Source organism: Marinobacter sp. C7 (genome assembly GCF_022343555.1).
Lineage (GTDB): Bacteria > Pseudomonadota > Gammaproteobacteria > Pseudomonadales > Oleiphilaceae > Marinobacter.
On the sequence record NZ_JAKQZH010000002.1, the window covers coordinates 519463 to 544988 of the forward strand.

21 protein-coding genes are annotated in these 25526 nt (G+C 58.9%); 11 read left to right on the plus strand and 10 right to left on the minus strand.

Annotation, left to right across the window (positions count from 1 at the left end):
- The first annotated feature begins 21 nt into the window (after positions 1-21).
- The 3 genes from MD273_RS12295 to MD273_RS12305 are packed head-to-tail and all read left to right on the plus strand — an operon-like array spanning position 22 to position 3407.
- Positions 22-1746, plus strand: coding sequence for a thiamine pyrophosphate-binding protein (locus tag MD273_RS12295; RefSeq protein ID WP_239038082.1), 1725 nt, complete (start codon positions 22-24; stop codon positions 1744-1746).
- A gap of 12 nt (positions 1747-1758) precedes the next feature.
- Positions 1759-2595, plus strand: a complete 837-nt coding sequence (locus MD273_RS12300) for a citryl-CoA lyase (protein WP_239038083.1) — start codon at positions 1759-1761, stop codon at positions 2593-2595.
- Positions 2592-3407 (plus strand): citrate synthase family protein, encoded by an 816-nt coding sequence (locus MD273_RS12305; protein ID WP_239038084.1) that lies wholly within the window; start codon positions 2592-2594, stop codon positions 3405-3407. Before MD273_RS12300 ends, MD273_RS12305 begins: the two co-directional genes overlap by 4 nt.
- Here the strand turns inward: MD273_RS12305 and MD273_RS19095 are convergent.
- Entirely contained in the window at positions 3404-5533 is a 2130-nt protein-coding gene (locus MD273_RS19095; RefSeq protein ID WP_285229154.1) for a TonB-dependent receptor plug domain-containing protein, read from the minus strand. The two genes, MD273_RS12305 and MD273_RS19095, sit on opposite strands and share 4 nt — an antisense overlap.
- Positions 5534-5807: 274 nt before the next feature.
- Between MD273_RS19095 and MD273_RS12325 the strand changes: the two genes are divergently transcribed.
- Positions 5808-6230: a hypothetical protein gene (locus MD273_RS12325; RefSeq protein ID WP_502846056.1), complete on the plus strand. Its 423-nt coding sequence runs from the start codon at positions 5808-5810 to the stop codon at positions 6228-6230.
- A gap of 11 nt (positions 6231-6241) precedes the next feature.
- Here MD273_RS12325 and MD273_RS12330 read toward each other — a convergent pair whose 3' ends face one another.
- From MD273_RS12330 to MD273_RS12350, 5 genes are all read right to left on the minus strand, one after another.
- Positions 6242-6553 (minus strand): site-specific integrase, encoded by a 312-nt coding sequence (locus MD273_RS12330; protein WP_239038085.1) that lies wholly within the window; start codon positions 6551-6553, stop codon positions 6242-6244.
- 143 nt (positions 6554-6696) lie between these two features.
- Positions 6697-7152: a MaoC family dehydratase gene (locus MD273_RS12335; protein WP_239038086.1), complete on the minus strand. Its 456-nt coding sequence runs from the start codon at positions 7150-7152 to the stop codon at positions 6697-6699.
- Positions 7153-7187: 35 nt separating this feature from the next.
- Positions 7188-7949, minus strand: coding sequence for a class II aldolase/adducin family protein (locus tag MD273_RS12340; RefSeq protein WP_239038087.1), 762 nt, complete (start codon positions 7947-7949; stop codon positions 7188-7190).
- A 130-nt stretch (positions 7950-8079) separates the two neighbouring features.
- Positions 8080-9222 carry an acyl-CoA dehydrogenase family protein gene (locus MD273_RS12345; protein WP_239038088.1) on the minus strand — a complete coding sequence of 381 codons (1143 nt, stop codon included), beginning with the start codon at positions 9220-9222 and terminating at the stop codon, positions 8080-8082.
- A 10-nt stretch (positions 9223-9232) separates the two neighbouring features.
- Positions 9233-10429, minus strand: coding sequence for an acyl-CoA dehydrogenase family protein (locus tag MD273_RS12350; RefSeq protein WP_239038089.1), 1197 nt, complete (start codon positions 10427-10429; stop codon positions 9233-9235).
- Positions 10430-10760: 331 nt separating this feature from the next.
- Here MD273_RS12350 and MD273_RS12355 point away from each other — a divergent pair, with 331 nt between their 5' ends.
- The 5 genes from MD273_RS12355 to oadA all read left to right on the plus strand — a co-directional run bounded on the left by MD273_RS12355 (position 10761) and on the right by oadA (position 17097).
- The gene (locus MD273_RS12355; protein ID WP_239038090.1) at positions 10761-12071 is read left to right on the plus strand and encodes a DcaP family trimeric outer membrane transporter; all 1311 of its coding nucleotides are present in this window, start codon (positions 10761-10763) and stop codon (positions 12069-12071) included.
- 203 nt (positions 12072-12274) lie between these two features.
- The gene (locus tag MD273_RS12360; protein ID WP_239038091.1) at positions 12275-12601 is read left to right on the plus strand and encodes a hypothetical protein; all 327 of its coding nucleotides are present in this window, start codon (positions 12275-12277) and stop codon (positions 12599-12601) included.
- Between the two features lie 71 nt (positions 12602-12672).
- Positions 12673-13272, plus strand: a complete 600-nt coding sequence (locus MD273_RS12365) for a CBS domain-containing protein (protein ID WP_239038092.1) — start codon at positions 12673-12675, stop codon at positions 13270-13272.
- Positions 13273-13855: 583 nt separating this feature from the next.
- Positions 13856-15277, plus strand: coding sequence for an acetyl-CoA carboxylase biotin carboxylase subunit (locus MD273_RS12370; protein ID WP_239038093.1), 1422 nt, complete (start codon positions 13856-13858; stop codon positions 15275-15277).
- Between the two features lie 20 nt (positions 15278-15297).
- Entirely contained in the window at positions 15298-17097 is a 1800-nt protein-coding gene (oadA, locus tag MD273_RS12375) for a sodium-extruding oxaloacetate decarboxylase subunit alpha (RefSeq protein ID WP_239038094.1), read from the plus strand.
- A 21-nt stretch (positions 17098-17118) separates the two neighbouring features.
- Here oadA and MD273_RS12380 read toward each other — a convergent pair whose 3' ends face one another.
- From MD273_RS12380 to MD273_RS12395, 4 genes are all read right to left on the minus strand, one after another.
- Positions 17119-18435, minus strand: coding sequence for a tetratricopeptide repeat protein (locus MD273_RS12380; RefSeq protein WP_239038095.1), 1317 nt, complete (start codon positions 18433-18435; stop codon positions 17119-17121).
- Positions 18436-18512: 77 nt separating this feature from the next.
- On the minus strand, positions 18513-18959 hold the full coding sequence (locus MD273_RS12385; protein WP_239038096.1) for a hypothetical protein: 447 nt from the start codon (positions 18957-18959) through the stop codon (positions 18513-18515).
- Positions 18956-19645: an anti-sigma factor family protein gene (locus tag MD273_RS12390; protein WP_239038097.1), complete on the minus strand. Its 690-nt coding sequence runs from the start codon at positions 19643-19645 to the stop codon at positions 18956-18958. Before MD273_RS12390 ends, MD273_RS12385 begins: the two co-directional genes overlap by 4 nt.
- Positions 19632-20219, minus strand: coding sequence for an RNA polymerase sigma factor (locus tag MD273_RS12395; RefSeq protein ID WP_239038098.1), 588 nt, complete (start codon positions 20217-20219; stop codon positions 19632-19634). The genes MD273_RS12390 and MD273_RS12395 overlap by 14 nt, the downstream gene beginning before the upstream one ends.
- 279 nt (positions 20220-20498) lie before the next feature.
- On the opposite strand from MD273_RS12395, the gene MD273_RS12400 reads away from it, so the two are divergent.
- Together MD273_RS12400 and MD273_RS12405 are read left to right on the plus strand one after the other, a co-directional pair.
- Positions 20499-23489 carry a hypothetical protein gene (locus MD273_RS12400; RefSeq protein WP_239038099.1) on the plus strand — a complete coding sequence of 997 codons (2991 nt, stop codon included), beginning with the start codon at positions 20499-20501 and terminating at the stop codon, positions 23487-23489.
- Between the two features lie 133 nt (positions 23490-23622).
- Positions 23623-25515, plus strand: a complete 1893-nt coding sequence (locus MD273_RS12405) for a DUF1302 domain-containing protein (RefSeq protein WP_239038100.1) — start codon at positions 23623-23625, stop codon at positions 25513-25515.
- The last annotated feature ends 11 nt before the right edge of the window (positions 25516-25526 follow it).

A 25526-nucleotide genomic window follows, 5' to 3' on the forward strand; every position in this document is an offset into this window, starting at 1 on the left:
GCAGAAAAGGAACCTTTAGCAGTGGTATTCGAATGTGGTGACCTGATCCTTGAGTACCTTGAAAAGCTGGGAGTCGAATGTGTGTTCGGTGTCCCGGGTGGCAGCATAGAGCCCTTCTATAATGCCATGGCAAGAAGTATGCGGCGTGGTGGTGTTCGCCCGGTGACCGCCCGGCACGAGACCGGTGCTGCCTTTATGGCTGACGGGTATGCCCGGGCTTCCGGTAAACTGGGGGTTGTCTGTTCTACCGCCGGTCCGGGAGCCACCAACCTGATTACAGGTGTAGCCGCCGCGTACTCGGATAATGTGCCGGTGTTGGTGATAACCGCACAAACCTCCCTGAAAAGGTTTGGCCAGGGAGCGCTGCAGGAGAGCTCCTGTACGAGCGTTGATACCCTGCGCATGCTGGCGGAATGCACACTGTACAACTCTCTGGTATCCCACCCCGAGCAGCTCGAGCCGAAACTGTTACAGGCGATCAGTGTCGCCCTTGGTCCCCGTCCGGGGCCGGTGCACCTGTCTATTCCAAACGACGTAATGAGACATCCTCTGGGCCGCGACAGCCGACATCGTGGCATGAATCCGGTGGTTGCACCCATGGGCGCGCCGGATGAGACCGGACTTCAGGAAGCCCAGGCCCTGCTCGATGATGCCCGGAACGTGACCCTTGTGCTGGGGGAGCGGGCCGAACCCTCGGTCCGGGATTGGGTGAAGCTGGCTGAAGCCCGGCGCTGGAACATGGTGACGACTCCCCGCGCAAAAGGGTTGCTCAACAGTTACCACCCCTTGAATAAAGGGGTTTTCGGGTTCGCCGGTCACGAGAGCGCGACAACGGCCCTGAGTACGGAATACGCCGACAGGATTGTCCTGGTTGGAAGCGGTCTTGATGAAGTGACAACATCAGGCTGGAACCGGGACGCCCTCATGAACGAGCGCCTTATTCACGTTTCCGATCATCCGGGGCATCTTTACCGGTCAGCCTTCGCTGCGTGTACGTTGCTGGGAGAAACCGGTGCCCTGGCGAGACGTCTGCTCGAGTCACAGAGCTCAGTCCCGGAGCCCGCTGTGGAGATCCCTGTTCCGGGAGACGGTTTGCCCGGGTTCATCAAGTCCGGGCTTCATGCCGGGTGCCTTGCTCAGGAGGGCCCGATAAAGCCCCAGGCACTGATGACACAACTGAGCAAGGTATGCCCGGACAATGCCCATGTCCTGTTTGACAGCGGGAACAGCTACCTCTGGGGTATCCATCACTGGAACACCGGGACGCCGGCTAAAGCCAGAGTCCGGGGTCAGCCCTTCTATATCGGTATCGGCTTTTCCTCCATGGCATGGGCCATTGGTGCTTCCGTTGGTGTGGCCGCGGCAGCTGGTGGCGCGCCGGTACTCTGTTTCACGGGGGATGGGAGTTACCTGATGTCTGGCCAGGAGCTGACCACCGCGTTGCAGGAGAATCTCAACGTACTGATGGTCGTGCTCAACGATTCGGCCCTGGGCATGGTTCGGCATGGCCAATCGCTGGGTGGCGGTGAACCGATTGCCAATGAGTTGCCCCGAATTGATTACGCTGCGATGGCTGCAGCGTTGGGGATCGAATCGCGCCGTATCTCCTCGATGGAGAGCCTCATGGACCTGGACATCAGAGCCATAATGGATCGTCCGGGGCCGTTTCTGCTGGATGTTGTGATCGATCGGGAGCAGGTTCCGCCCATGGGATCCCGCATCAAGGTATTAACCGGTGCACACTGAGACAGGTGACGCATGAGTTCTGAATACAAGTATCATTCAAAAATCTGGCTGGAAGAGGCTGAGCCTGAAAACCCGTTCGCCGCAAAGGCCTGCTATTGCAGTGGCTACGATGTTTATGGGCAGATCCTGCCCAACGCCGGCTGGTTCGACTATCTGCTGCTTATGTTCCTGGGTGAACGACCCTCGCCCCAGTCCAGCCGGCTTATGGAAAAGCTCGCAATTGCGCTGGCTAATCCCGGCCCCCGGGAAGCCAGCGTCCGGGCAGGTATGAACGCAGGAGTGGCCGGGACCAACCACAGCTCTGCCTTGATGGCAGCCCTGGCTGTCGGAGCGGGGCAATATGGTGGAGCCCAGGAGGTGGTTGAGTGTGTGAAGCTCTGGCAGTCATGCTCAACCGATCTGGACCGGTGGACCCGTGCCTTGACGAACCCGGACGCGCCCGAGTTTGCAGACATCTGGCTCCCCATGGAGCACGCACCCGGATTTGACCCGAATGGCGATGTCACTCCCACACCCGTTAAACAGGTTTTGAACCATCTGGCAGAGATCGCGCCGAGTGATGGTGCCCTGTGCTGGCTGGCGGCCCACCGGACCGATCTTGAGAGCCGAGTCGGATACCCGCTTGCGATGAGTGGTGTTGCATCAGCCGCTTTCGTGGATCTGGGCTTCAATCCGGATCAGGCGAGCATGCTCTACCTGATCATGCGCCTGCCGGGGGCTGCGGCGCATGCCCTTGAACAGTGGGATATGGGATGGAAGAAGTTCCCCTATTACGGGCCTGCAGTCGAACTGGAACCTTCGGCTGACACGATTGCCGAATCTGCTGAACAGGATGGGGAAGGCCAATGACACATAAGCGCCTGCTTGAGACCGAGAGCCACTGGCGAACCCGTGTGGGCAAAGCGTTTCTTTCCGATCGGGTCGTTCTGCACGGCCTGGATCTGCACCGGGATCTTGGTGATTCAAACTGGATACGGCTGTATCTGCACGCCATTCTGGGCCGGGATCCCGGTGAGAAGGTGGCCGCCCTTCTGGAATCCTACTGGGTCTCAACCGCTTACCCGGATCCTTCCATCTGGCCCAATCACGTGACCGCATTAGCCGCCAGTGCCCGCTCGACACCATCATTGTCTCTGATGGCCGGCCTGAGTGTTTCGGAGGCCTCCATATACGGGCGACGGCCGGAAGTGAGGGCGCTGGATTTCTTCTATCGCGCTGGCGAGCATTGTGATGCCGGAGGTGCCCTGGAAGACTTCGTCGAGCGCGAAAAAGCCGCTGGCCGCAACCTCTATGGCTACGGACGCCCCCTGGCCAAAACGGATGAGCGTATCCCGTTCATGATGGACAAGGCCCGGGAATACGGATTCGCCGGTGGGCGGTATCTGAAGATGTCGTTTGATGTGTACGAGTATCTCAATGCCCGTTATGGCTTTTCGATGAACGTTGCGGCACTGCATGCGGGCCTCGCCGCGGATATCGGGCTGACCTGCCAGCAGTACCAGTTGTTTTTGACGCCTTGTTTCGTGACCGGCATGGTTCCGTGCTATCAGGACACGATGGCACGACCGGAGGGAAGCTTTTTCCCGGTCAGGTGTGAAAGCGTGGTGTACGAGGGGCCACCCAAGCGTGACTGGTTTGACGACACCGCCACCGCCGGTTAGAAACGGTAACTGAGTTCGCCAAGCACCTGTCGTCCTGGCAGAGGGAAATCGCCCGGCACGGCCGGGCTGGGATCCGCAAAGGGGCTGGGTGAACGCGCATCCTCATCCAGCAGGTTGCGTACGGTCAGCGAAACATCGAGATCCCGCCACACCCTGTTGCCAAGCAGCGTAAGGTCGATGGTTGTGTAGTCGTCGACCGGGTCCCTGGTGTCACCTGGCCGACGGTATTGTTCACCCACCCAGTTGATCTGAGTGTTCAGCTGCCAGTCTGTCAGGACGTCCCACTCGAGGCGGGCATACACCTGATGCTCTGGCGCATCGCCGACACGCGAGCCTGTATCGCGTTCTTCGGAGCGCTGAAACGCATAATTTCCGACCGTCGAGAGGGAGTCCGTTATTGTTTTGCGGAGCTCGAGTTCCCCGCCGTACCCCTCACGTTTACCGGAATTCTCGTACCGTGTGCTCACCGGGCCCTCGATCGGTTCGGCGTTGATCAGGTCGTCAATCTCGTAATAGAACAGGTTAACCCCGTAGGAAAAGCCCGGATCGACAGAGTGGGATACCCCGATTTCGTAGGTATCGATGGATTCCGGTTCCAGGTCCGGGTTGCCTGCGGTAACCGGGTTGTTGGATACATAGAGCTCATTGAGTGAGGGCGCCCGGAAGGCTCGACCGTAAAGAAACTTGGTGGTGATCTTGTCAGTGGTTGCCCAGATCAGAGCGGCGCGCGGGTTGATCGTGCTGCCAAAGTCGGTGAAGTGATCGAAGCGGACGCCACTGACCAGCTGCCAATTCTGCCGGAACTGCCATTCATCCTGAATGAATGCGTAGTAGTTCCGCCTGCTTTCCTCGGGCATCCAGACCTGGTCCGGATCCGAGGATACATCCACGACGGAATCCTTGGGTGTGAAGTCGGAATTGTAGTTCTTTCGTTCGGTCACCTCTTCGAGACGGGCCCACACAGCGCCAATGCCCGAAAGAATGCGATGGTTCCCGGCTGGCGCGTAGGTGGAGTTGATCTCGGCCCGCCACTGGCGTTCGTCGTACCCCGGGTTGCCGATGAGGCCGGATGGAAAGGCCCCGTCGAAGGCGCCCGGAGGGAATAGGTAGATATCACCTTCCGGCTCCTGGGTGACGTTGAAATAGCTCAGTCTGGCGGCAACATCGAGGCCTTCCGCCACCTCCCGCCAATTGTAGGTGAAATCGGTGTTGATTCGCTGGGAGGCGAAACGACCTCGTGGATCCAGTGCCTGCGCAACGCCAGGGCCAGTGCCGATGTTTGAACGATCCTGGACGCCGGCGCGAAATGTCCATTGCTCTGCATTGGCTTCCATCCGGGCCTCAAGCTGATCAACCGAGGTGTTCACGGGCCCCGGGGCAAGAGAGGCGGAGGTGCCGAACTGTTGGTCAAACTGCGTCTGGGCGTCCTCCTCAATGTTTTTATCCCAGCCGTCAGTCGTCTGGTATTCCAGTGAAAGGCTCAGATCAATTTCGTTCAGTTGCCCCGCGGTTTCGACCCATCCACCAGCGGTATCGAACTCCCCTGCACGGATGCCCGCCTCTGTACGGTCAATGTCATTGGCATTCTTGGTGATGATGTTGATGACACCGGCATAGGCATCCGCACCGTATAAAGCCGACCCCGGTCCCCGAATCACTTCTATGCGCCGGATGGCCTTGACCGGCATGCCACCCCAGGCATTTCCCCGGTTTCCGAACATCGTTGTCGTTACCGGAATACCATTCACCAGCATCAGGGCCTGTGGATTGAAGCTGGAAGTGATGCCCCGGAAGACGTACTTGGGTGAATAGGCCTGGTCCGAGTAATTGACGTGCAGCCCCGGTACGGTCTCCAGCACCTGGTCGAGATCATTTGCTCCCATGGCACGGATTTCCTCCTCGGTGATGACGGAGGTTACGGCCGCAGCCTTGTCCAGAGGCGTTTCCGTGCCCGATGCAATGGAAACCACGCGGATCTGGCTCAGCTGTTCGAGCGAAAGATCCCAGAGCCCGTTGCTGTCAGAAGATGTTTGAGCATAGACAGGTGATACGGCGAGTGGCACCAGGGCAGGCCAGATCTTCCGGGCGAACCTGCCCGACGTCAGGAATCGGGAGATGTCTCTCATTAATGATCCCTGCCATAGGGGATTTGTTTGTTCACCTTGACCACGAGCAAGTTGTTTTTGTCCTTACAGGATTCTGGGGGGCTTCGTTAGTTTACGGATTTCATTCCTGAAATTGCAGTCTAGTTTTTTACGGGCAATCCACAAGCCCGGAAAGGCAGAACATTTTTTGAGCATTGTAAATGCGTCACAAACCTGACAGAAGCCGGCGGGTTATTATGTTTATCGTGTTATTCGACTGGAAATTGTCACCCCGGACCAGAGTAGGGACAGTCTGATGAAAAGGATAATCGGCCTGCCGATTTCAGTGATGCTTGTTTACGGTGCGGCCCAGTGGGCCAGTGCTGAATCGGTTGTGACGGAGGGCTTCCATTACGAGGAGCGATCGACAATCGACACCATCCCGCTTCGTTCCATCGAGGAGGATGCGCTTGCCAACACGGTGATCGAAGGTGGCCTCGCGGCTCCCGCAGAGGGAGTGGCCGTCAAGCCCTGGTCGGACGACGATGCCTATCTGGATCCGCTTGCGTTGCAGCCCCGGGATGAGCGGACCGATCTCAGGCGTTCGGAGATACCCGTGGATATTCGCTTCAGCAATCCAAAATCCATCCCGGGGCAGACCCACAGCAACAACTACGTCATCCGGCCACCGGCAAATCGCAGCTACGAAGCGCTCAACACCAATATGACCGAGCGCTGAGAATTCGGTATTCAGGCAGCGACAGTATTGCTCAATTCGGACTTGCCAAGCACCTTCTCATAGAAGAACGCCAGCGCCTGTCTGGCCTGGTTCCGGCGCGCCCGGGAAACACGCATGCCCTCGGTGAGGTAGCTCAGGAACTGCTGCTGATCCTCGTTTTCCAGGGCTTCGGGGTCCTTGGAGTCGTGGAACAGAACAAAGCGGGTAATCCAGTGCAGGTAGGTTTGCTCTGCCCGTTGATTCAATTGCTGTTCACGGATGGCAGCCGTCAAACGACGGACAAGGTCTGGCTGGGATTGCTCCAGTACCTGGGTGATTGTCATGGGTAAAACTCTTCCGCCAGGGATTGTTGTTTTTATGTTGGCCGCATCTTATGACAATCTTTTGAAGGTCGCAAAAATTTCCTTTTACCGTTTGTAAGCGCCTTGTTACCTCGTCCGGTTCAGCCTGCCTGACGAGGTTCTCCTCAGATTACGTACATGGCGAGATTGTCGGCCACGCAGGCTGGCTTGTCTTCACCCCGGATTTCGATGGTGGTGTGGTAGGTTGCCAGTACTCGCTTCTCGTCGACACGCGTCAGGTTTTTCAGCTCGACCTTGCTGCGGATATCCGCACCGGCCTTTACCGCCGCCGGGAAGCGCAGTTTGTCGAGGCCATAATTGATTGTGGCGGTGATGCCGGTGACCTTCAGGATCTGGCTGTTGAGCCTGGGGATCAGGGAGGCAGTGAGGTAGCCATGTGCCACCGGGCTCTGCCATGGCGACTCACGCTTTGCCCGCTCGATATCCACATGGATCCACTGGTGATCGCCGGTCGCATCGGCAAACGCGTTGATCATGTCCTGGTTGATGGTGACCCAGGGGCTGTGGCCGATGACCACGCCCTGATAGTTCTCCAGATCGTTGATGGCGACTGAAACCATTGAACTCTCCTGACAATCGGTTGTGGGGGCTTGGCCTACACGCCGTAACCGGGGTTTTTGCTGTCCAGCAGCCGCACCAGTGCCGGCCAGGTCAGGCGGGCGGCCATACCCAGGGACCGGGACTGCTCGGCAGTGGTCCGGATCGCATCCTCCGAAGGCATGTAGACCGGTCCACAGCTTTGTGCCTTGACCTGGATCTCACAGGCCTTCATCAGGAAATACAGGTAAGTGAAGGTCTCTGGCACGTCCTTGCCGGCGGTCAGTACGCCGTGGTTGCGCAGCAGCATCATGGATCTGTCACCCAGATCCCGAATCAGTCGCTCGCGTTCGTCCAGGTTCAGGGCAACGCCTTCGTAGTCGTGATAACTCAGGTGGTCGAGGCACAGCATGGCTGTCTGGCTCAGCGGCAGTAGTCCGTCCCGGTGTGCTGAAACGGCCACGCCATCGGCGGCATGCAGGTGCATGACGGCACCGGCGTCCTCTCGTCCCATGTGAACGGCGCTGTGAATTGTGAAGCCTGCGGGATTGACCCGGCTGATACTGCCAGATTCGACGACGTCTCCGTCCTGATCGACCTTCACCAGCGATGAGGCGGTAATCTCGTGGAACAGCAGACCGTAGGGATTGATCAGGAAGTGATGGTCCGGGCCCGGCACGCGGGCGGACAGGTGGGTAAATACCAGATCATCCCAGCCAAACAGGGCGACCAGACGGTAGGCCGCAGCCAGTTCCGTCCGTACCTTCCACTCGGCTTTTTTCAGGTTGGCCAGTTCGTCGGGCGTGGTGTCTGTTGTCATGGTTATCACCTCTGCAGGCGGGCAGGAGGCAAGGCCGCTTCCCGAAAATAAAAAAGGGGATGGCCTGTGGCCACCCCCGAAAAGGCCTCTGACTGGTGGAGAGAGGCCCCAGGCTCACTGATGAAGGGTTTTAGCTGGCCTGTAACAGGGTGGCGTAACGCTCCAGATGGAAATCGTCATCGCCAAGTTGGTGGTTGAGCATGATCAGGCGTTTGGCGTAATGGGCGAAGTTGTACTCCCAGGTCATGCCAATACCGCCGTGGGACTGGATGCCCTGCTCGGAAATGAACTGGCCACTGCGACCGATCACGTTCTTGGCTGCGGCCAGGATCCGGCGTCGCTCGTCACTCTGGGGCTCGTCGGCCACGCTGGCGGCCAGAATGGCCATGGAGCGGGCCTGCTCCAGTTCGGACATCATGTCCACCATGCGGTGCTGCAGAACCTGGAAACGGCCGATGGGCACACCGAACTGTTTGCGCTGTTTCAGGTAGTCCAGTGTCAGGTCACAGGCCACTTCCATCACGCCGACGGCCTCACCGCACAGGGCGGCGATGGCGCGACCGGTCTGATACTCGATAATGTCGGAGGCCTTACCTTCCTCGCCCAGCAGCGCATCTGCGCCGACCGTGATGTCATTCAGGAACAGGTCGCAACCCCTGGCACCATCGATGGTCGGGTAGGTTCGCCGTTCAAGACCGTCGGCGTCAGCGGGAACCAGGAACAGGCTGATGCCATCGGCATCCCGACTGTCACCACCGGTGCGGGCTGAAACCACCAGCACGTCAGCGCAATGGCCGCCAATGACCACGGCCTTCCGGCCGTTGAGCACGTAACTGTCGCCGGATTTCTCTGCGCGGGTTTCCACGTTGTTGAGGTCGTAGAAACTCTGGGGCTCCTGCAGGCCGACCGCTGCACGGGTTTCGCCACTGGCGATGCCGCCGAGCCACTGTTCTTTCTGCTGGTCATTGCCGGCCTGGCTGATCAGGCCTCCGCCCAGCACGACCGACTGCAGGTAGGGCTCGATGCACAGGCCACGCCCCAGCTCGGTCATGACGCTCTGGACTTCCACGCCGGTGCCACCAAAACCGCCGAGTTCCTCGGGGAAGGGCACAGCGGTCAGGCCCAGTTCGCCCAGCTGCTTCCAGAAGTCCTCGCTGAATCCCAGGTCGGATTCGCTGAATTCGAGGCGCTTTTCGAAACTGTACTCACCGCGCACCAGACGGGCCACGGTGTCCTGCAGCATCTGCTGCTCTTCGTTGAGTCGGAAATCCATGGTCGCCTCCTTAAAGCCCGAGAATCATTTTCGACACGATGTTCTTCTGGATCTCATTGGACCCGCCGAAAATAGACAGCTTGCGGTTGTTGAAATACTGGGCTGCCAGCGGGGCGGCATTCTCGTCCGACAGGAAGTCGCCTTCGTAATCCAGGTCCAGCTCTTCTTCCACGAACGGAATCGCGTAAGGGCCAATCGCCCGGCGCGCCAGATCATTGATGGCCTGGCGGATCTCGGTGCCGCGGACCTTGAGCATCGAGCTTTCTGCTCCCGGAACACCCCCACCCTCAACCGAGGCGATGATACGCAGGTTGCTGATAGCCGCAGCCATCAGGTCGATTTCGACCTTGGCAATGCGCTGACTGAAGCTCGAATCCTCGATCAGCGGCCGGCCATTCTTGAGGCGGCGTGACGCCAGCTCCTTGAGATGCTGGAGAGCGGCTTTGGACAAACCGATTCCGGCCAGACCGGTACGCTCATAAGTCAGAAGATACTTGGCGTAGGTCCAGCCCTTGTCTTCCTCGCCCACCAGGTTTTCCACCGGGACTTTCACGTCCTCGAAGAACACCTCGTTGACTTCGTGCTCGCCGTCCAGGGTGATGATGGGGCGCACCGTGATGCCCGGGGTATTCATGTCGATCAGCAGGAAGGAGATTCCCTCCTGGGCCTTGACCTCGGTGTTGGTGCGCACAAGGCAGAAGATCATGTTGGCGTGCTGGCCCAGGGTGGTCCAGGTCTTCTGGCCGTTGACGATGTAATGGTCACCGTCACGTACCGCACGGGTCTTCAGCGACGCCAGGTCAGAGCCGGCACCCGGCTCGGAGTAACCCTGACACCACCAGTCCTTACCACTCAGGATTCGCGGCAGGTAGCGCTGTTTCTGTTCTTCGTTGCCGAACTTGATGATTACCGGCGCCACCATGTTCACACCGAATGGAATAGAACGGGGCACACCGTAGCGGCAGGACTCTTCATCCCAGATATGTTTCTGTACCGGGGTCCACTTCACACCGCCGTATTCCTCCGGCCAATGGGTGGCGTACCAGCCCTGTTCACTCAGAATTTTCTGCCACCGTTGGTGGTCTTCCTTGGACAGCCGGCGAAAGCCCTTCACCTTGGCGGCAATGTCCGCCGGCAGCTTCTCATCCAGGAACGCGCGCACTTCGTCGCGGAAAGCGAGTTCCTCGGCCGTGTAGTTCATGTTCATGAGACAACCTCGTTTTGGCGTTTCAGCGAAAAGATATACCGCATAGCAGAATTACTCAATGATCCTTTAATCACTCTGGAGCTGTCAATAAAAATGAAACCCGATAATGGGATTTGAATACGTGTTTCGTAAAAAATTGGTTTCACCGACTTGTGAGCGTAAAAATCATTGTCTATATTCGACAATCCGGAAGCTGGTACTGCTAGGCGGAACTTATAATATCAATAATACCGCACAGCGGAATAAGAAAGCTGCAAGGACGTTCCGCAGGTGTCAGCGCCGGCAATTTCAATAACAAAGACACCAACGAACTCAGATACGAGGTCAAGAGATGACAACAAGAATACGCTCGAATACCCGCCCGCTAGTCCGCGCCATTACACTCGCCAGTATTCCCGTGTTTACCCTGGGAACGGGTTCCGCCATGGCACAGAGCAACTCCGATGTGGAAGAACTGCGCCAGCGGGTACAGATGCTGGAACGGAAAATCGAAGAGGCCGTATCCACTGCCCCGGAGTTGAGTGATGACAACCCCTATATCCTGCGCGAAGGCGACGGGCTCAAAATCGGTGGGACCACCATCTCGTTCGGTGGCTTTATCAAGGCGGACCTGATTTACGGCTCTAATGGCAATGGCCAGCTCAACACCTATTCGATTGGCCTCCCGCGCACCTTTGCTTCGGCAGCGGCAACGGAAAATGACTGGAAAGTGGGCTTCAGTGCCCGGGAATCCAGATTCAGTTTCGGCACGTCAACCGACGATGTGGCTGGTCACAGGCTGCGCACCTACCTGGAAATGGATTTTCACCAAGGTATCGGTGCGCCAGGCAATGAGGTAGTTTCAAACAGCTACTCACCTCGTTTGCGTCAGGCCTACGGCAGTTGGAATGGCTGGGATTTCGGCCAGACCTACACCACCTTCACCGACCTCGCGGCCATGCCGGAGATACTGAACCAGGGGAAACAGGCAGCCTTCATTTATACGGTTCAGCCCATGCTCCGTTACACCATGGCAGTGCCCGGCGGGAAGTTGATGGTCGCCCTGGAAAACCCGGAGGACGGTTTCGGCGATAACTCCTATGACGACCAGTCATACCCGGACCTGACGGCCCGTTATCAGGTTCGTGGCAAGCACGGCTTCTATTCCATTGCCGCCATGGCCCGTAATCTTGAAGACGATGCATCAAATGACAGCAAGCTTGCCGGTGCGGTCTCACTGAGCGCCCGGATCCCCACCTTCGGTCGTGATGATCTGCGCCTGCAGTACAGTTATGGCGCGCTTGGTCGTTATATGGGGCTATTCACCTATCCCGACATCGACCTTGGTGCTCAGGCGGCGGGTGAGGTTGAGCCGCTCAAGACCTACGGCGCGACTGCCGCCTACCGCCATTTCTGGACGCCCGCCTGGCGTTCCTCGGTGACCGTTTCTCACACCGAGATCGTGGATGATCTGGCATTCTCGCCGGCAGGCACCCTCAGCTATTTCGACAGTTCGACCTCCGTCCACGCCAACCTGCTGTGGTCTGCCCACAAGAATCTCACCCTGGGCCTTGAGTACGCGTATTGGGACTTCGGCGAGATCGCCACAACGGGTAGTGAGCAGTACGAGCAGGTCATGGCTTCGGCAAAGCTGAGCTTCTGATCCGGCCCACTTCCTGTTGAGTTAGATAAACGCAGGTTTTTGCGCTCTCTTGCCCCGGCTCACACTCCCCCGAGCCGGGGCTTTTTTTGGGTCCAATCCGAATGCCTGGTCAGGTACAGGTGCACGCAGATGTTGCATTGAACCAAAAAGGCCTTATGTTAGTTAAAGGCGGTCACTGAAAACATCTACAGCAGATCCAGCGTATGCCCGTATGTTCGTTCAACAGGGAAGCCATCCGTATCAGCCTTTTCTCACTGCTGATCACCGGCCTGTTGTTGCTGTTTGTCAGTGGAGCCTCTCATCCGGTCCTTGATCCCCAGCTTGATGACCACGGTTCGCCGACGCTGGTTTCGGTGGATGGCTCCGGTGACTCCGCTTCTCCCGAACCTTCGGTTTCAGTCTCCTCCGATTTGCTGCTCCGGGATCCGGGGTTGCGGGCGGAGTTCTCTTCCTGTCTGGGTTTCGTCCAGCCACCACAGCGGTTGCTGAGCTTTCCGGAATTGCCGCAGGGGCCCCCTTACCTCGCCTGACTCTGACCACAACGGGATTGTCCGTGCCGACGCACGCTTTCCAACCTGAATTCAGAATCACGAGGTTCACCATGAATAGTGTATTCAGCGCCTTGCCGGTGCAGGATCTGGCACGTACCGGCGCAATTACGACAGCCAAGCCCCTTTCACATATCGGCAGTGACGACTCGGCGGTGCATTTGCTCACCGATTTCTCCGAACAGAAACTACCTTCCCTGAGTTCCGACATGCCGGTATCAGACGCCCGGCTATGGATGAAACTTGCCGATACGTCCATCAAGCTGGTGGAAAACCAGGTGGGTGATTGCCTGGGCATCATTACCATCGAGGACGTTAACGGGGAAAAACCGATGATGCTGGCTAATCGCCAGGGTGTGGCACTGAAGGACCTGCGAGTGAGGGATATCATGCGTCCGCTCAGCGAATTGCCGGCGATCCATTACCGTGACTTGCGTGCCGCAACGGTCGGCGATCTCGTCAGTACCTTCCGCGAGGTGCACGAAGAGTACCTTCTCGTGCTTGACGATGATCGCGAACATCCTTCCCAGACCTACCTCAGAGGCCTTGTCCGGGCAAGGGAGCTTGTTCAGCGGCTGAATCTGGCCATAGACCTGGAGCATCGCGCGACCAAATTCTATGAAATTGTGAATGTGGTGCAGGGGGGCTTCTAGGATACCGGCGGCTTCCGTACCGATTTGGTGCCGAAGCCGCCATTTCCTCGATGCTTTCGCACAGTGTGAACGTGGGCGTTCCCGGGCTTTACCTCGAAAAAATCGATGTATAAGGCCCAAAAAACGGTATTGAATCGAATGTTTGATATCGCGAAACTCTCATTGACTTTTGTCATGCCAAAGGACGCCCATGCAGGACGCCCAAAGTAACGCCAGATTGACTGCACCAGGTCTGTTCACGCTCATGGTGCTGTTTCTGCTGTCGGGATTCTCTCTTCCTGCGGCCGGAGACGTTACATTATTGCCCTGTGAATCCAGTTCGTGCCTGATCGCCGGCGAAACGACCGGTGACGGGAATCCGGAGGGGGGCTTGCCCCGGAACGAACCGGCCGGGCAGTCAGGGCCGAGCTTTGGTCGTTGCCAGTCAGCGATCCCCGCAACACCTCACCTTTCCCACTGCGTGAGTTTCCCGGTGCTTCCCCAGGCACCGCCCCTGGCCTGACGGCCAACTTCATGATCGGCTTCCGCGCCGTTCAAACCGACCTTTCGATTCAAACGACTTCCATCACCTGGAGGATATTCCATGGCTATACGGAAGCTGCTGATCGCCAATCGTGGTGAGATTGCGGTCAGGATTGCCCGGGCCTGTAGCGAACTGGGCATCCGCTCAGTCGCTATTCATTCGGAGGCTGACGAGTACTCGTTACACGTCAAGAAGGCCGACGAGTCCTATCAGATCAGTAAGGATCCCCTGTCGGGATACCTGAATCCCCACCACATCGTAAACATGGCGGTGGAAACCGGCTGCGATGCCCTGCACCCCGGTTATGGTTTTCTGTCTGAAAACGCCGAACTCGCAGCGGTTTGCGAGCAACGGGGCATTACTTTTGTCGGTCCGTCGGCCGACGCCATTGCTTCGATGGGTGACAAGACCCAGGCCCGGCAAACGGCCATCGCCGCCGGGGTACCTGTGACGCCGGGGTCGGAAGACAACCTCCGGGACGTCGAGGACGCGGTTGCCCAGGCAGCCGATATCGGCTATCCGGTGATGCTCAAGGCAACCTCCGGTGGTGGCGGGCGCGGCATCCGCCGGTGTGACGACGAAAAGGAACTGCGCCAGAACTATGAACGGGTCATCTCCGAGGCCACCAAGGCCTTTGGCAGTGCCGAGGTGTTTCTGGAGAAGTGCATCATCGAACCCCGTCATATCGAGGTCCAGATCCTGGCGGACACCCACGGTAACGTCGTTCATCTATACGAACGGGACTGTTCCATCCAGCGCCGCAACCAGAAACTGATCGAGCTGGCGCCATCACCGCAGCTGGAGGAGAGCCAGCGGGAGTATATCGGCGATCTCGCCAAGCGGGTCGCGAAACAGTGCGGCTACGTCAATGCCGGTACCGTGGAGTTTCTGCTCGACCACGATGGCAGTTTCTATTTCATGGAAATGAACACTCGCGTGCAGGTCGAACACACCATTACCGAGGAAATCACCGGTGTGGATATCATCAAGGCGCAGATCCGTATCGCCGCCGGCGAGCCTCTGGGGCTGACACAGGAAGACATCAGCTATCGAGGGTTCGCGGCCCAGTTCCGGATCAACGCCGAGGACCCGAAGAACGGATTCCTGCCCAGTTTCGGTCGGATCAGCCGCTATTACTCGGCCGGCGGCCCCGGTGTCCGTACCGACGCCAATATGTACACCGGCTATGAGATTCCGCCGTATTACGACTCCATGTGCGCCAAGCTGATTGTCTGGGCCATGGACTGGTCGGAGCTGATTGCCCGCTCCCGCCGCGCTCTGGGTGACATGGGTATCTATGGGGTGCAGACCACTATCCCGTATTACAAAGAAATTCTGGAGCATCCGGATTTTCAGGCGGCCGACTTCAACACCGGCTTTGTTGAACGCAATCCGCAGCTGCTGGAGTACAGCACCAAGACCCGCCCCGAATCCATTGCCACAGCCATTGCCGCTGCCATCGCGGCTCAGGCGGGCCTGTAAAAGAATATTGGAGAGATCCCATGACCAAACGCAAGATTCATATTACCGACGTTATCCTGCGGGATGCCCACCAGTCCCTGATTGCCACGCGCATGCGCACAGAAGACATGCTCCCGGCCTGCGAATGGCTGGACCAGGCCGGGTACTGGTCGTTGGAATGCTGGGGTGGTGCCACTTTTGACGCCTGCGTTCGCTTCCTCAAGGAAGACCCGTGGGAACGTCTGCGCACACTGCGTAAGGCCCTGCCGAATACCCGGCTGCAGATGTTGCTTCGCGGCCAGAACCTGCTGGGCTACCGTCATTACGGCGATGACGTCGTGGAGGCCTTCGTGGCCAAGGCCGCGGAAAACGGCATGGATGTATTCCGTATCTTTGACGCCCTCAACGATGTGCGTAACCTCGAGACCAGCATCAAGGCCGTGAAGAAGGCCGGCAAGCATGCACAGGGCACCATCTGCTACACCGTCAGCCCGGTACACAACACGGACGCCTATCTTGAGCAGGCCAAAGCCATGGCCGAGATGGGTGCGGACAGTATTGCAATCAAGGACATGGCGGGCCTGCTGACACCGGCGGTTACCTCCGAGCTGGTGGGCAAGCTGAAGCAGACCTTGAATCTGCCGGTTTTCCTGCACTCCCATGCCACCTCGGGCATGGCGCCGATGTGCCAGTGGGCGGCCATGGAAGCGGGTGTTGATCATATCGATACCGCTCTGTCGGCCTTTGCCGGCGGCACCAGCCATCCCCCCACCGAATCCCTGGCGGCCTCACTGCACGATGCAGGTCTTGAAACCGGGTTGAACCTGGAGTTGCTGGACAAGGCCACCCGTCATTTCCGGGAGGTTCGCAAGAAATACCATCAGTTCGAGAGTGACTATAACGGTGTCGATACCTCGGTGCTGTTGTCCCAGGTGCCTGGTGGCATGATGTCGAACCTGGCCAACCAGTTGAAGGAACAGGGTGCCCTGGACCGGATCCAGGATGTGTTCGAGGAGATTCCCCGCGTACGGAAGGATCTTGGTTATCCGCCCCTGGTCACCCCAACCTCCCAGATTGTGGGGACTCAGGCGGTCATCAATGTCCTGGCGGGTAAGCGTTACGAATCCATCACCAACGAGGTGAAGAAGTACCTCCAGGGCTGGTACGGCAAAGCCCCGGCCAACGTCGATCAGGAGTTGCAGCGCCGAGCAGTCGGTAAGGAAGAATTGGTTGAGGAGCGCCCGGCCAACCTGATTCCCCGGGAGCTGGAGGAGCTGCGCAAGCAGGTGGGAGAGCTGGCCACCAGCGAGGAAGACGTGCTCACCTACGCTATGTTCCCGGACCAGGCGAAGGCTTACCTGGAGCAGCGCCGGGATGGCACGCTCCAGCCGGAACCGCTTGAGCCGCTACCGGCCAAGGGCAGTGGGGGGCCGGTGGATACCCGGTTCAAGATCACTGTTCATGGCGAGAGTTATGATATTCACGTCACAGGCGCCAACCCGGTCAGTGACAGCGAGCGCCGGTTTTACATGACGGTGGACGGTGTCCCCGAGGAAATACACCTGGAGTCCCATGGAGATGGTAATGAGGGAAGTGCCAGGAGTGGTGGCAGGGCCAGTGCCACCAAAGAGGGCCACGTTACCACCAGCATGCCGGGTAACATCGTTGATGTGCTGGTCGGTGAGGGCGACGAAGTCGAGGCCGGCGACCCGGTGCTGATTATCGAGGCCATGAAGATGGAAACCGAGGTAAAGGCGACCATTTCCGGCTCGGTCAAGGGCGTGTTTATTTCCAAGGGCGACCGGGTCGTGCCTGGTGAGGTGTTGGTAGAGATCGGCTGAGCCACCGGACCGATAGCGTCCTCAGAGCAGTACGGTAATCCCCAGGGTTGCCGTACTGCGCTTGTAGTCGTAACGGGGAATGTTGCTGTCATTCAGGATTCCCCGCCAGCCGCCGACCACGGAGAAGGTGTCGTTGATCCGGTAGTCAGCATTCACGCCCAGTGACAACCGCTGGTCCACCCGGTTGATGATCCAGGTTCCCTCGGGCACCCGCAGTCGGTGAGCGTTGCGGTAAAAGTTGTAGCGATAGCCCAGCACACCGCCGACCTCCAGGGCCGGAACCGGGTAATAGCTGGTGCTGAACTCAAGGGTTTGGCCCAGGGGAGAAACGCTGAAGTACTCCCGTTCCGTTTCAAGGTTGCGGCGGTCATCGTAATCCAGGTAGTACCGCAATCCCCCTCCCCAGTTGCCCATCCTCGCCCGGTAGCGGGCATCCAGCCGATAGTGTCGTCCATCGTAAGCACTGTAACGGGAACCCGCGGATACGTGCTCGGCAATGGCCGATAGCGAGCATCGGGCTCGCTCCTTCGCCAGGGCACAGGCTGAGGTGCTCATGCCGGTCGTGATCCGGGCCCTCTCTTCCCGGGGCTTGTCGCCATACCAGAGCTTGTCACCACCGATGCCGGCGTGCAGCCGATAGTGATCCAGCCGGTATTCCCACTTGGCATCCAGACGCAACAGATGGGAGTTGAAATCGTCCTCGGAATCGTATTCCCGGGCATAGCCCTGCCCTTGCAGGATCAGTCCGTGTTGGTCCTGTCGGTAGAGGTAGCCGGATGCAGCTGCCACCGACTCCAGAAAGCCGTCTTCGATCGTGCTGGCAGCCTCATCGGGAAACAGGCCGATGTTGTCTTCATAGCCGGCCGCTACTGAGGCGAGTATCTGCCAGGGGGGCGGCGGTGCCTTTTCACCCAGTCGCTCCAGTTGAGCTGCGGCCAGTCGGGTGAGGTTGTCGGAATCATTGGTGTCGACAACTTCCCGGAATGCCGCCCGGGCGCCCGCATTGTCATCGCGGGCGAGTGCAATGAGTCCGAGGTTGTAAAAAGCGAGGGTTCTCTGGCGGGTCTGGAGCAGCTGCCGGAACATGCGTTCAGCGCTCTGGAAATCGCCTGTTTTGTAGTAAATCACGCCAAGGTTGTAGGTCAGGGCTCGTGACTGCATGCCGAGTTCGGCCGCCGATTCGAGGAGTGCCCGCGCCTGCTTGAGGTCGCCGGCTTTGAAGGCTGCAATGCCTGACCGGAGCTGGTTAGCCGCTTCCACCCGGGTATCGGCTTTCAAGACCGGAGCGAGCATGACCAGCCAGGTGATGAGCAGTAGATTTACGAAACGAGGCAGCAAGTACATTACCCTTGAAGCTGGAACAAAACCGGCGTCTCAGGGGTAAGCTTAACTCAGGGGGCTGGAGAAAATCAGTATTAGTTGCCAGATGTGTTATTCAGCAACTCTCCGCTGTTGTCCAGAAGGGTGTCGCCCGTGTCCAGAAGGTCCAGGTCGGAGCCGGGGAGCTGATCTGTGGGGAGGGGCAGATCCGGATCGGTAAGATCCGAATCCGGCAAGTCGATTACAGGCAGGGTCGAATCCTCTTCTCCGGGCAGTTCCAGATCCAGGGCATCGCGGGTTTCCCTCGACTCGGAAGCCAGAGTTTCCTCCATTTCTCTCGCGTCATTCCGGATTTCGGTGACGTCGAGTTCGTTGACCGATTCGGGAAGTTCCATCTCCTGGACGAATGAGGAGTCCAGGACGTCCTCGTCCTCCACCATTCTCATGGTGACTTCAAAGTCGGTTTCGGCTGCTGCCAATGCTGGGGCCAGGGCGAGCATCATGGCAGCCACCAGGCGTACAAAAAAGAATGCTGAACTCATGACGATGGCTCCGGCGTTGTGCCAATGTCTGTGCGGAAGGTTTTGCGTTTCCGGCCATCATCGAGATGGGCCACCAGGGTGCCCTCACCCGGGAACAGAATGTTCATGGGCAGGGCCAGCAGATTGTCCCCGGGCTTGAGGTTGACCTTCCAGCTCACATGGTGGCGACCCGGGAAGGGCGCCAGTTCCATATTCGGGGGCAGTTCCAGGGTCAGGGTGACGTTGTCCACTGCCTCCTTCGAGGTGAACGCAAGCCTTACGGTTCTCTGCTCTGGTGACGCCGCAATACCCTGGACTACGGTTGTGCCGGACTGCGCTACGGGATCGGCACCCTGTTTCGGCCCGGAAAATCCGCTGCCGATAAAGATGCCGACAACCAGTGCAGCCGCCACAGCACTACTCCAGACGGGCAGGCTCCGATGCCACTTGACGGAACTCTGTTCGCCCTGCTTCGCCGCGGCCAGCATTCGGGTTTCGAAGTCCGGTCCCGGTTCGGGCGAACGCTCGTTGGCAATTCCTTCCATCATCAGCCGGGCCGTGGACAGGGCCCTGGCACAGGCTCCGCAGCGCTCGGCATGGCGGCGCATCTCAAGTTCCACCGGCTCTGCCAGTTCCCCGGCGGCCATGGCATCAACGTCTTGCAGAAAATGTTTGCAGTTCATCGCATCTACCTCATTGGAGTCCACGGAGTTGCTCTCCAAAAGGTTCCAACTCTTCCTGCAATTTTGTGCGGAGCAGGGCGCGGGTCCGGTGAAGTCGGGATTTGATGGTGCCGATGGGCACGTCGAGTACCTCTGCGATGTCTTCCTGACGCCAACCATCGGCGTCGTGCAGTAATAAAAGGGTTCGCTGGTCGGGGTGAAGCTCTCCGAGCAGCCGTTTCAGGGTCCGGCTTCGGATATCGCCTTCCACATTTGTCAGTGGGTCCTGCTCGCTGCCGACCCGGGTTTCCAGAAACGGGGTTTGCTCGTCATGCAGGTCCAGGGCGCTGGTGTTGATTTCACGTCCCGCCGGACGTTTACGGATTGTATCGATGAAATGCCGGTAAAGCACCCGGTGCAGCCAGGGGCGGAGGTGATCGACGGACTCCAGCTCCTCCAGTCGCGGATAGAGTTTGACCACGACGTCCTGGACCAGGTCCTCGGCATCGTGTTCGCGACCGGTCAATCGGTAAGCGAAGGTGAACATCGTCTTGAGGTGAGGCTGCACCAGACGATCGAACCGCTTCGATTTTGATTGGCGAAATGGAAGTAAGGCCAAACGGATACCCCTGAAAACACCCTGCATGTCACACGCGGTGCATGACTTTTCTGGTTTTTATCGCATTTTCAATGGTACCAGCGCACCCGTTCGGGAGGTATGTCTGTTTGTAAAAAAATGAATATAAATTTTTTCATTGCAGGTCAGGGGGTTGGACGTTTTTTTGGCTGAATTGACAAAAAATCGGACCCGGTTTTGGAACCTTTGCAATTAGACCTCCGTCGAGGGCAACTAAAGGCGAAGGACCGTCGAACTACAAAAAACCAGAGGTAACGAAGTATGTTGATTCGCACCGTATGCCTTGCTGCGCTGTCAGCTACGACACTGGGATTGACCGGTTGTCTCGAAGGCAGCAGCCAGACCAGCAAGAACGCCAGTCCCGACTACAACATCACCAGCAACCTGATCGAGCGCGGTGTTCATCCGTTGTTCGATCCGCTGGCAACCCAATTCCCCATTCCCAGCGATGCCCTGTTCTATCTGAGCGAGGCGGACGACGGCACCATGCTCAATGGTACCGACCCGGCCAATCCCGTCACGACCGGCATCGGCTTCCTGGACGGCAGCTCGGTGCTGGCGCCTGTCGATATCAAGATCAGTGCCAGCCTCGACAGCCAGCAGATCCTGGACGCCCGGGACTTCGTCGAGGTAGACGGAGAAGTCGTTCCGAATCCGGACCAGAACGTGTTTTTCTTCCCGGTTGAATACGCCAGTGGCGACACCATCGAGACGCTGGATGCCGAAGCGGCCGGACTGACACCGGCGATTCGCTACCGTCAGGCACTCAGGCTCCGGGAGCAGGGCAACACCGCCGAGGCTGATGCCATCTTCAGCGACCTGCTCCGGGAAAAGTTCCGGGTGGAGCTGCTGGATATCGACGGGGGCCAGAACAACCTGGTGCGGGTGCTGCCACTGGAGCCGCTCGCCGAAAAGACCCAGTACGTTCTGGTGCTCACCAACGACATCGTCGATGCCGACGGCGAGCCGCTGGTCGGATCTCCCACCTACCAGAGCGTCGCCGATCCGGAGCGGACCCTCTCCAACCCGGCCTTCCAGCCGTTCCGGGATGCCATGTTGCCGGCCCGACAGCTGGCCGCGGACTATTTCGACTTCAAGCGCGAGGTGACTGCGTCCGCGGGCTTTGCCCAGACCTTTGAAGACGTCACCTACGCGACCACCATCACCACGACCGCAGTGGATGACGTTTTGCTCGCCAATGCGGCACCGATCACCTACTACCGGTCCGTTCTGTCGGTTGCCGAGCGCCAGGAGGCCCTGAACAAGCTGGTGGATGGTTTCTATAACCTGAGTGACCAGGCCATCGGTGGCGATGCCACGGCCGAAGAGGAGGCACTCAACAGCCAGATCTATCAGACCCTGACCGATACCGGCTTCCGTCTCTACGATGAAGAGCTCGCCACGCTCCTCACCGAGGCCCGGGATAACGGCATGACGGTGCTCTATACCGACCTGGTGTCCGATGCCCTGGCCGATCGCGAGCTGGCCTACGCGCTGCAGGCAGCGACCGCCCGGGCCACAGATATGAGTACCGATGTGGAGCCGGACGCCCAGGCCCTCGCCTCTGCGGCCGAAACTCTGGTCGATACGCCCAAGCCCCGGGAGGTGCGGGTGTTCAGTCAGCGTGACGGTGGTGACGTGAATCCGGCGCTGGCCCAGGAAGTCCAGGGAACGCCTCTAAACGTCCATGTCTACGAGGGTGAAATCACACTGCCGTATTTCCAGTCTTTGCCCGAAGAGGGTAATGGTTCCGCACTGACCTCCGAAAGTTGGCTGCCGGCTGATTTTTCCGGAGATGACAGCCTCGATGGCGCGCCCTCGGACCGGATCACTTATCGGTTCCCGTTTGCGGGCAAGAATGCGGATACCACAGTACCGATCGTGATTACGGCGCCGGACACCAACAACGCCACCTTCCTGACACTGAGTGGCGGTATTCCCGCAAATGGCTACCCGGTCATCATCTATCAGCATGCGGTGACCACAGACCGCTCTGCTACCCTGCCTCTGGCCACAGCTGCGGGCCTGCTGTGCGCCGACCCCGGCAACACCTATGACTGTTTCGTGACCATCGGTATCGATCAGCCATTGCACGGGATCTTTGGTGAAGGCTTCGTGGGCCTCAATCCGATCAGCGAGCAAGCCGGTGCATCCCCCGATGCCGTCGAGCGCCACTTCGGATTTGCGGCCGATGCCGATCTGAACCCGGTACCTGCGAGTCAGCTCGAGGCGCCTGAATCCGGCAGTCTGTTCCTGAATTTCGCGAACTATGCCAATACCCGGGACAATATGCGTCAGGGTGCGCTCGATCTGCTCAACGTGAATGCGTCACTGCAGGCCATCGAGGATGCCATCGCCGCTTGCGCCGAGTGTCCGCAGGGCCTCAACCTGGACCCGAACCGGGTCTATTTCCTGAGTCATTCGCTCAGCGGGATGGGCGGGGCTGCCTTCCCCCACGTCAATAATGCCGCCATCGAGGCGGGCAACACCGCTCTCAATCCGATCCTTGCCGCCAACCTGTTCAATACCGGTGGTAGCTTCGGGCGTCTGGTCGAGAACTCCCAGTCGGTGGCGCCGCGGGTACTGCCTGGGCTGGATGCCGCCTCGGATGGTCTGCTTGCCCAGGGCCGCACGGAACTCAACATCTATTTCAACGTGTTCCAGGGCCTGCTCGATTCCGCGGATCCGGTCGCCTTCGCCCCGCTCTATAAGGAAGCGCCGATCCTGCTGACGGAGATTGCCGGCGTTCCCGATGACCCCGAACGCCCGACCGATAACACGGTGCCCAACGCGGCCGACGATGTGCTGTACCCGCTCGGACCGCTGTCCACCACGCTTCCCGAGACCGGTTTCGTGATCGAGGGCGAAAACATGCCGCTGGCAGGAACCGATCCCCTGGCTGCAGCCATGGGGGCGGAATCCACGCCCCTGCAGACTGACGGCCTGCCGCTGATCACTCGCTATCTGGAAGGCTCTCATGGCAACCCGATTTCCGCGGGTCAGAAATCGGCCGATCCCTTCTCTTCGCGGGCTGTCTTCGACGAAATGACCGCGCAGATGCTTGAGCTGTTCACTGACGGAACCGTGTCCGTGACCAACCCCTGCGTCGTCAAGGACGCCGATACCTCCGGCACCGACTGTTCCGACAGCAGCGGCAACACCGATGCCGGCGACACCCCGAACGACGGAGGTGATGGCGGCGGAGACGGTGGCGGTGACGGCGGTCTCCTCGGAGGGGGCGGTCTGCTCTGACCCGGATCCGATTCTGATCCAGAGCGCCGAGTACGAGCAGGCGCCCTGAAGCAACCAGAGAATTCAATAAAAACATGGCGTTAGCCTCGCCATACAGGGGAGGCTACGCCTGAAACTTGCGGAGTGACACGCAATGAAAACAACAAAACCGACTTTGCATACGCCCCTGCGGCTTGCGCTGGCTGTTCAACTCGCTGGCCTCTCGATGACCGCGTCGGCCTTTGATTTCAGCATCTATGAGATTGACGCCTCGTTCAGCACAACCCTGACGGCGGGTATGGCCTACCGTCTCGAAGACCAGGACAAGGACCTGATCTCCCAGGGTAACCTGGGGCCGGAGTTTGCGTTCAGCAACACCGGTGCCTCGTCGAACAACTTCGATGACGGCAACCTGAATTTTGAAAAGGGGGAACCGTATTCCCAGATCCTGCGGGGCCGGTCGGAGCTGTTCCTGGATTACGCACCAGACAGCGACACCCTGACCCGGGTGGGCGCGCTGGTCCGCGGCACCTATTACTACGACTATGAACTCAAGGATAACCCCCGGGCCGTGGATCCTGTCGGTCAGCGTCGCGAGCTCAACGAGGAAGCACTGGACAATGCCGCCGGTGCCGACTTGCTGGATGCCTATGTTTTCACCGACTGGTATTTCGGGGACACCCCGGTTTCGGTTCGATATGGCCGGCAGGTGGTGAACTGGGGTGAAAGTACATTCATCCTCGGCGGTATTAATGCGGTCAACCCCATTGATGTGCCTGCGTTCCGCGCCCCGGGCGCAGAGCTGAAGGACGTCCTGTTGCCGGTGGAAATGCTCTACAGCTCGGTCGGTATTACGCAGGAGGTCACGCTCGAGGCATTCGTACAGACGGAGTGGGAGCCGTTCCGTATTGACGACTGCGGTACCTTCTTCTCCACGGCGGATGTCGCGGCTGACGGTTGCGGGCCGGTGTTACTGGCTGGCCAGGTACCCGACTCCCAGGCCTTCGAGGAGGGCTTCATCGCGCCGCGCCTTGGCGACAAGGAACCGGGTGACACCGACCAGTATGGTATGGCGGCCCGCTGGTACGTGACCGATCTGGGCGCCGAGCTGGGGCTGTTCTACACCCGCTACAACAGCCGGCTGCCCTACATCAGCGGCGTCGTGAACAACCCTTCCGATGCCGACGAGACGCAGATGCGGGATCCGGACCTGCCCGATGCCCGTTTCCCCAGCTACTTCATCGAGTATCCCCAGGATATCGAGCTTTACGGTATCAGCGTCAACACGACGCTTCCCACCGGAACCTCGCTCGGGGCCGAGTACAGCTATCGCCCCAACATGCCGATCCAGTGGAACACCTTCGAGCTGATCTATGGCGGCCTGCAGCAGAGAGGCCCGGACGGCCAGGTGATCAGCAAGCTTGAACAGCGGGAAATCGAGAAAGGCTACAACTACGCCGGCAAGGCAGTGGAGGGGTATGACCGTTTCGGGGTGTCCCAGGCCCAGGCGACGTTTATCCACTTCATTGACCGGGTGATGGGCGCGGCCCGCTTCATCATTGTTGGCGAAGTTGGCGCGACCTATGTACACGATCTGCCCGGTAAGTCCGAAGCCCGGTATGGCCGTTCGGGCATTTACGGTGTCGGTCCGGTGCCCCTGGATGGTGAGAGTTTCACCGGTGATTTCTGCAGCCAGGGCACTGATGACGTATCAAGGCTGAACATCAACCCCACCAACTGTGGTGGCGACGGCTTCACCACCAGCTTCTCATGGGGTTACCGGACACTGTTTGTCTGGGATTACCCCAGTGCATTTGCCGGGGTCAACCTCCGTCCGAAGCTGTTCCTGACTCACGACGTCAAGGGCTATGCACCGGACCCCGGCGGCAACTTCAAGGAGGGTAACAAGTCGGTCGGCCTGGGGCTCGATGCGACCTACCAGAACTCCTACAAGGCATCCCTGAGTTACACCACTTATTTCGGCGGTGATTACAACGAGACCAATGACCGGGATTTCGTTGCCGCTTCTGTTTCCTATTCGTTCTGAATCAACACGTG

Excerpts from the sequence above, each read along its gene's own strand:
- MD273_RS12300 (WP_239038083.1), top strand. The coding sequence starts at position 1,759 with ATGAGTTCTGAATACAAGTATCATTCAAAAATCTGGCTGGAAGAGGCT.
- MD273_RS12305 (WP_239038084.1), top strand. The coding sequence starts at position 2,592 with ATGACACATAAGCGCCTGCTTGAGACCGAGAGCCACTGGCGAACCCGT.
- MD273_RS19095 (WP_285229154.1), bottom strand. The coding sequence starts at position 5,533 with ATGAGAGACATCTCCCGATTCCTGACGTCGGGCAGGTTCGCCCGGAAG.
- MD273_RS12325 (WP_502846056.1), top strand. The coding sequence starts at position 5,808 with ATGAAAAGGATAATCGGCCTGCCGATTTCAGTGATGCTTGTTTACGGT.
- MD273_RS12330 (WP_239038085.1), bottom strand. The coding sequence starts at position 6,553 with ATGACAATCACCCAGGTACTGGAGCAATCCCAGCCAGACCTTGTCCGT.
- MD273_RS12335 (WP_239038086.1), bottom strand. The coding sequence starts at position 7,152 with ATGGTTTCAGTCGCCATCAACGATCTGGAGAACTATCAGGGCGTGGTC.
- MD273_RS12340 (WP_239038087.1), bottom strand. The coding sequence starts at position 7,949 with ATGACAACAGACACCACGCCCGACGAACTGGCCAACCTGAAAAAAGCC.
- MD273_RS12345 (WP_239038088.1), bottom strand. The coding sequence starts at position 9,222 with ATGGATTTCCGACTCAACGAAGAGCAGCAGATGCTGCAGGACACCGTG.
- MD273_RS12350 (WP_239038089.1), bottom strand. The coding sequence starts at position 10,429 with ATGAACATGAACTACACGGCCGAGGAACTCGCTTTCCGCGACGAAGTG.
- MD273_RS12355 (WP_239038090.1), top strand. The coding sequence starts at position 10,761 with ATGACAACAAGAATACGCTCGAATACCCGCCCGCTAGTCCGCGCCATT.
- MD273_RS12360 (WP_239038091.1), top strand. The coding sequence starts at position 12,275 with ATGCCCGTATGTTCGTTCAACAGGGAAGCCATCCGTATCAGCCTTTTC.
- MD273_RS12365 (WP_239038092.1), top strand. The coding sequence starts at position 12,673 with ATGAATAGTGTATTCAGCGCCTTGCCGGTGCAGGATCTGGCACGTACC.
- MD273_RS12370 (WP_239038093.1), top strand. The coding sequence starts at position 13,856 with ATGGCTATACGGAAGCTGCTGATCGCCAATCGTGGTGAGATTGCGGTC.
- oadA (WP_239038094.1), top strand. The coding sequence starts at position 15,298 with ATGACCAAACGCAAGATTCATATTACCGACGTTATCCTGCGGGATGCC.
- MD273_RS12385 (WP_239038096.1), bottom strand. The coding sequence starts at position 18,959 with ATGAGTTCAGCATTCTTTTTTGTACGCCTGGTGGCTGCCATGATGCTC.
- MD273_RS12400 (WP_239038099.1), top strand. The coding sequence starts at position 20,499 with ATGTTGATTCGCACCGTATGCCTTGCTGCGCTGTCAGCTACGACACTG.
- MD273_RS12405 (WP_239038100.1), top strand. The coding sequence starts at position 23,623 with ATGAAAACAACAAAACCGACTTTGCATACGCCCCTGCGGCTTGCGCTG.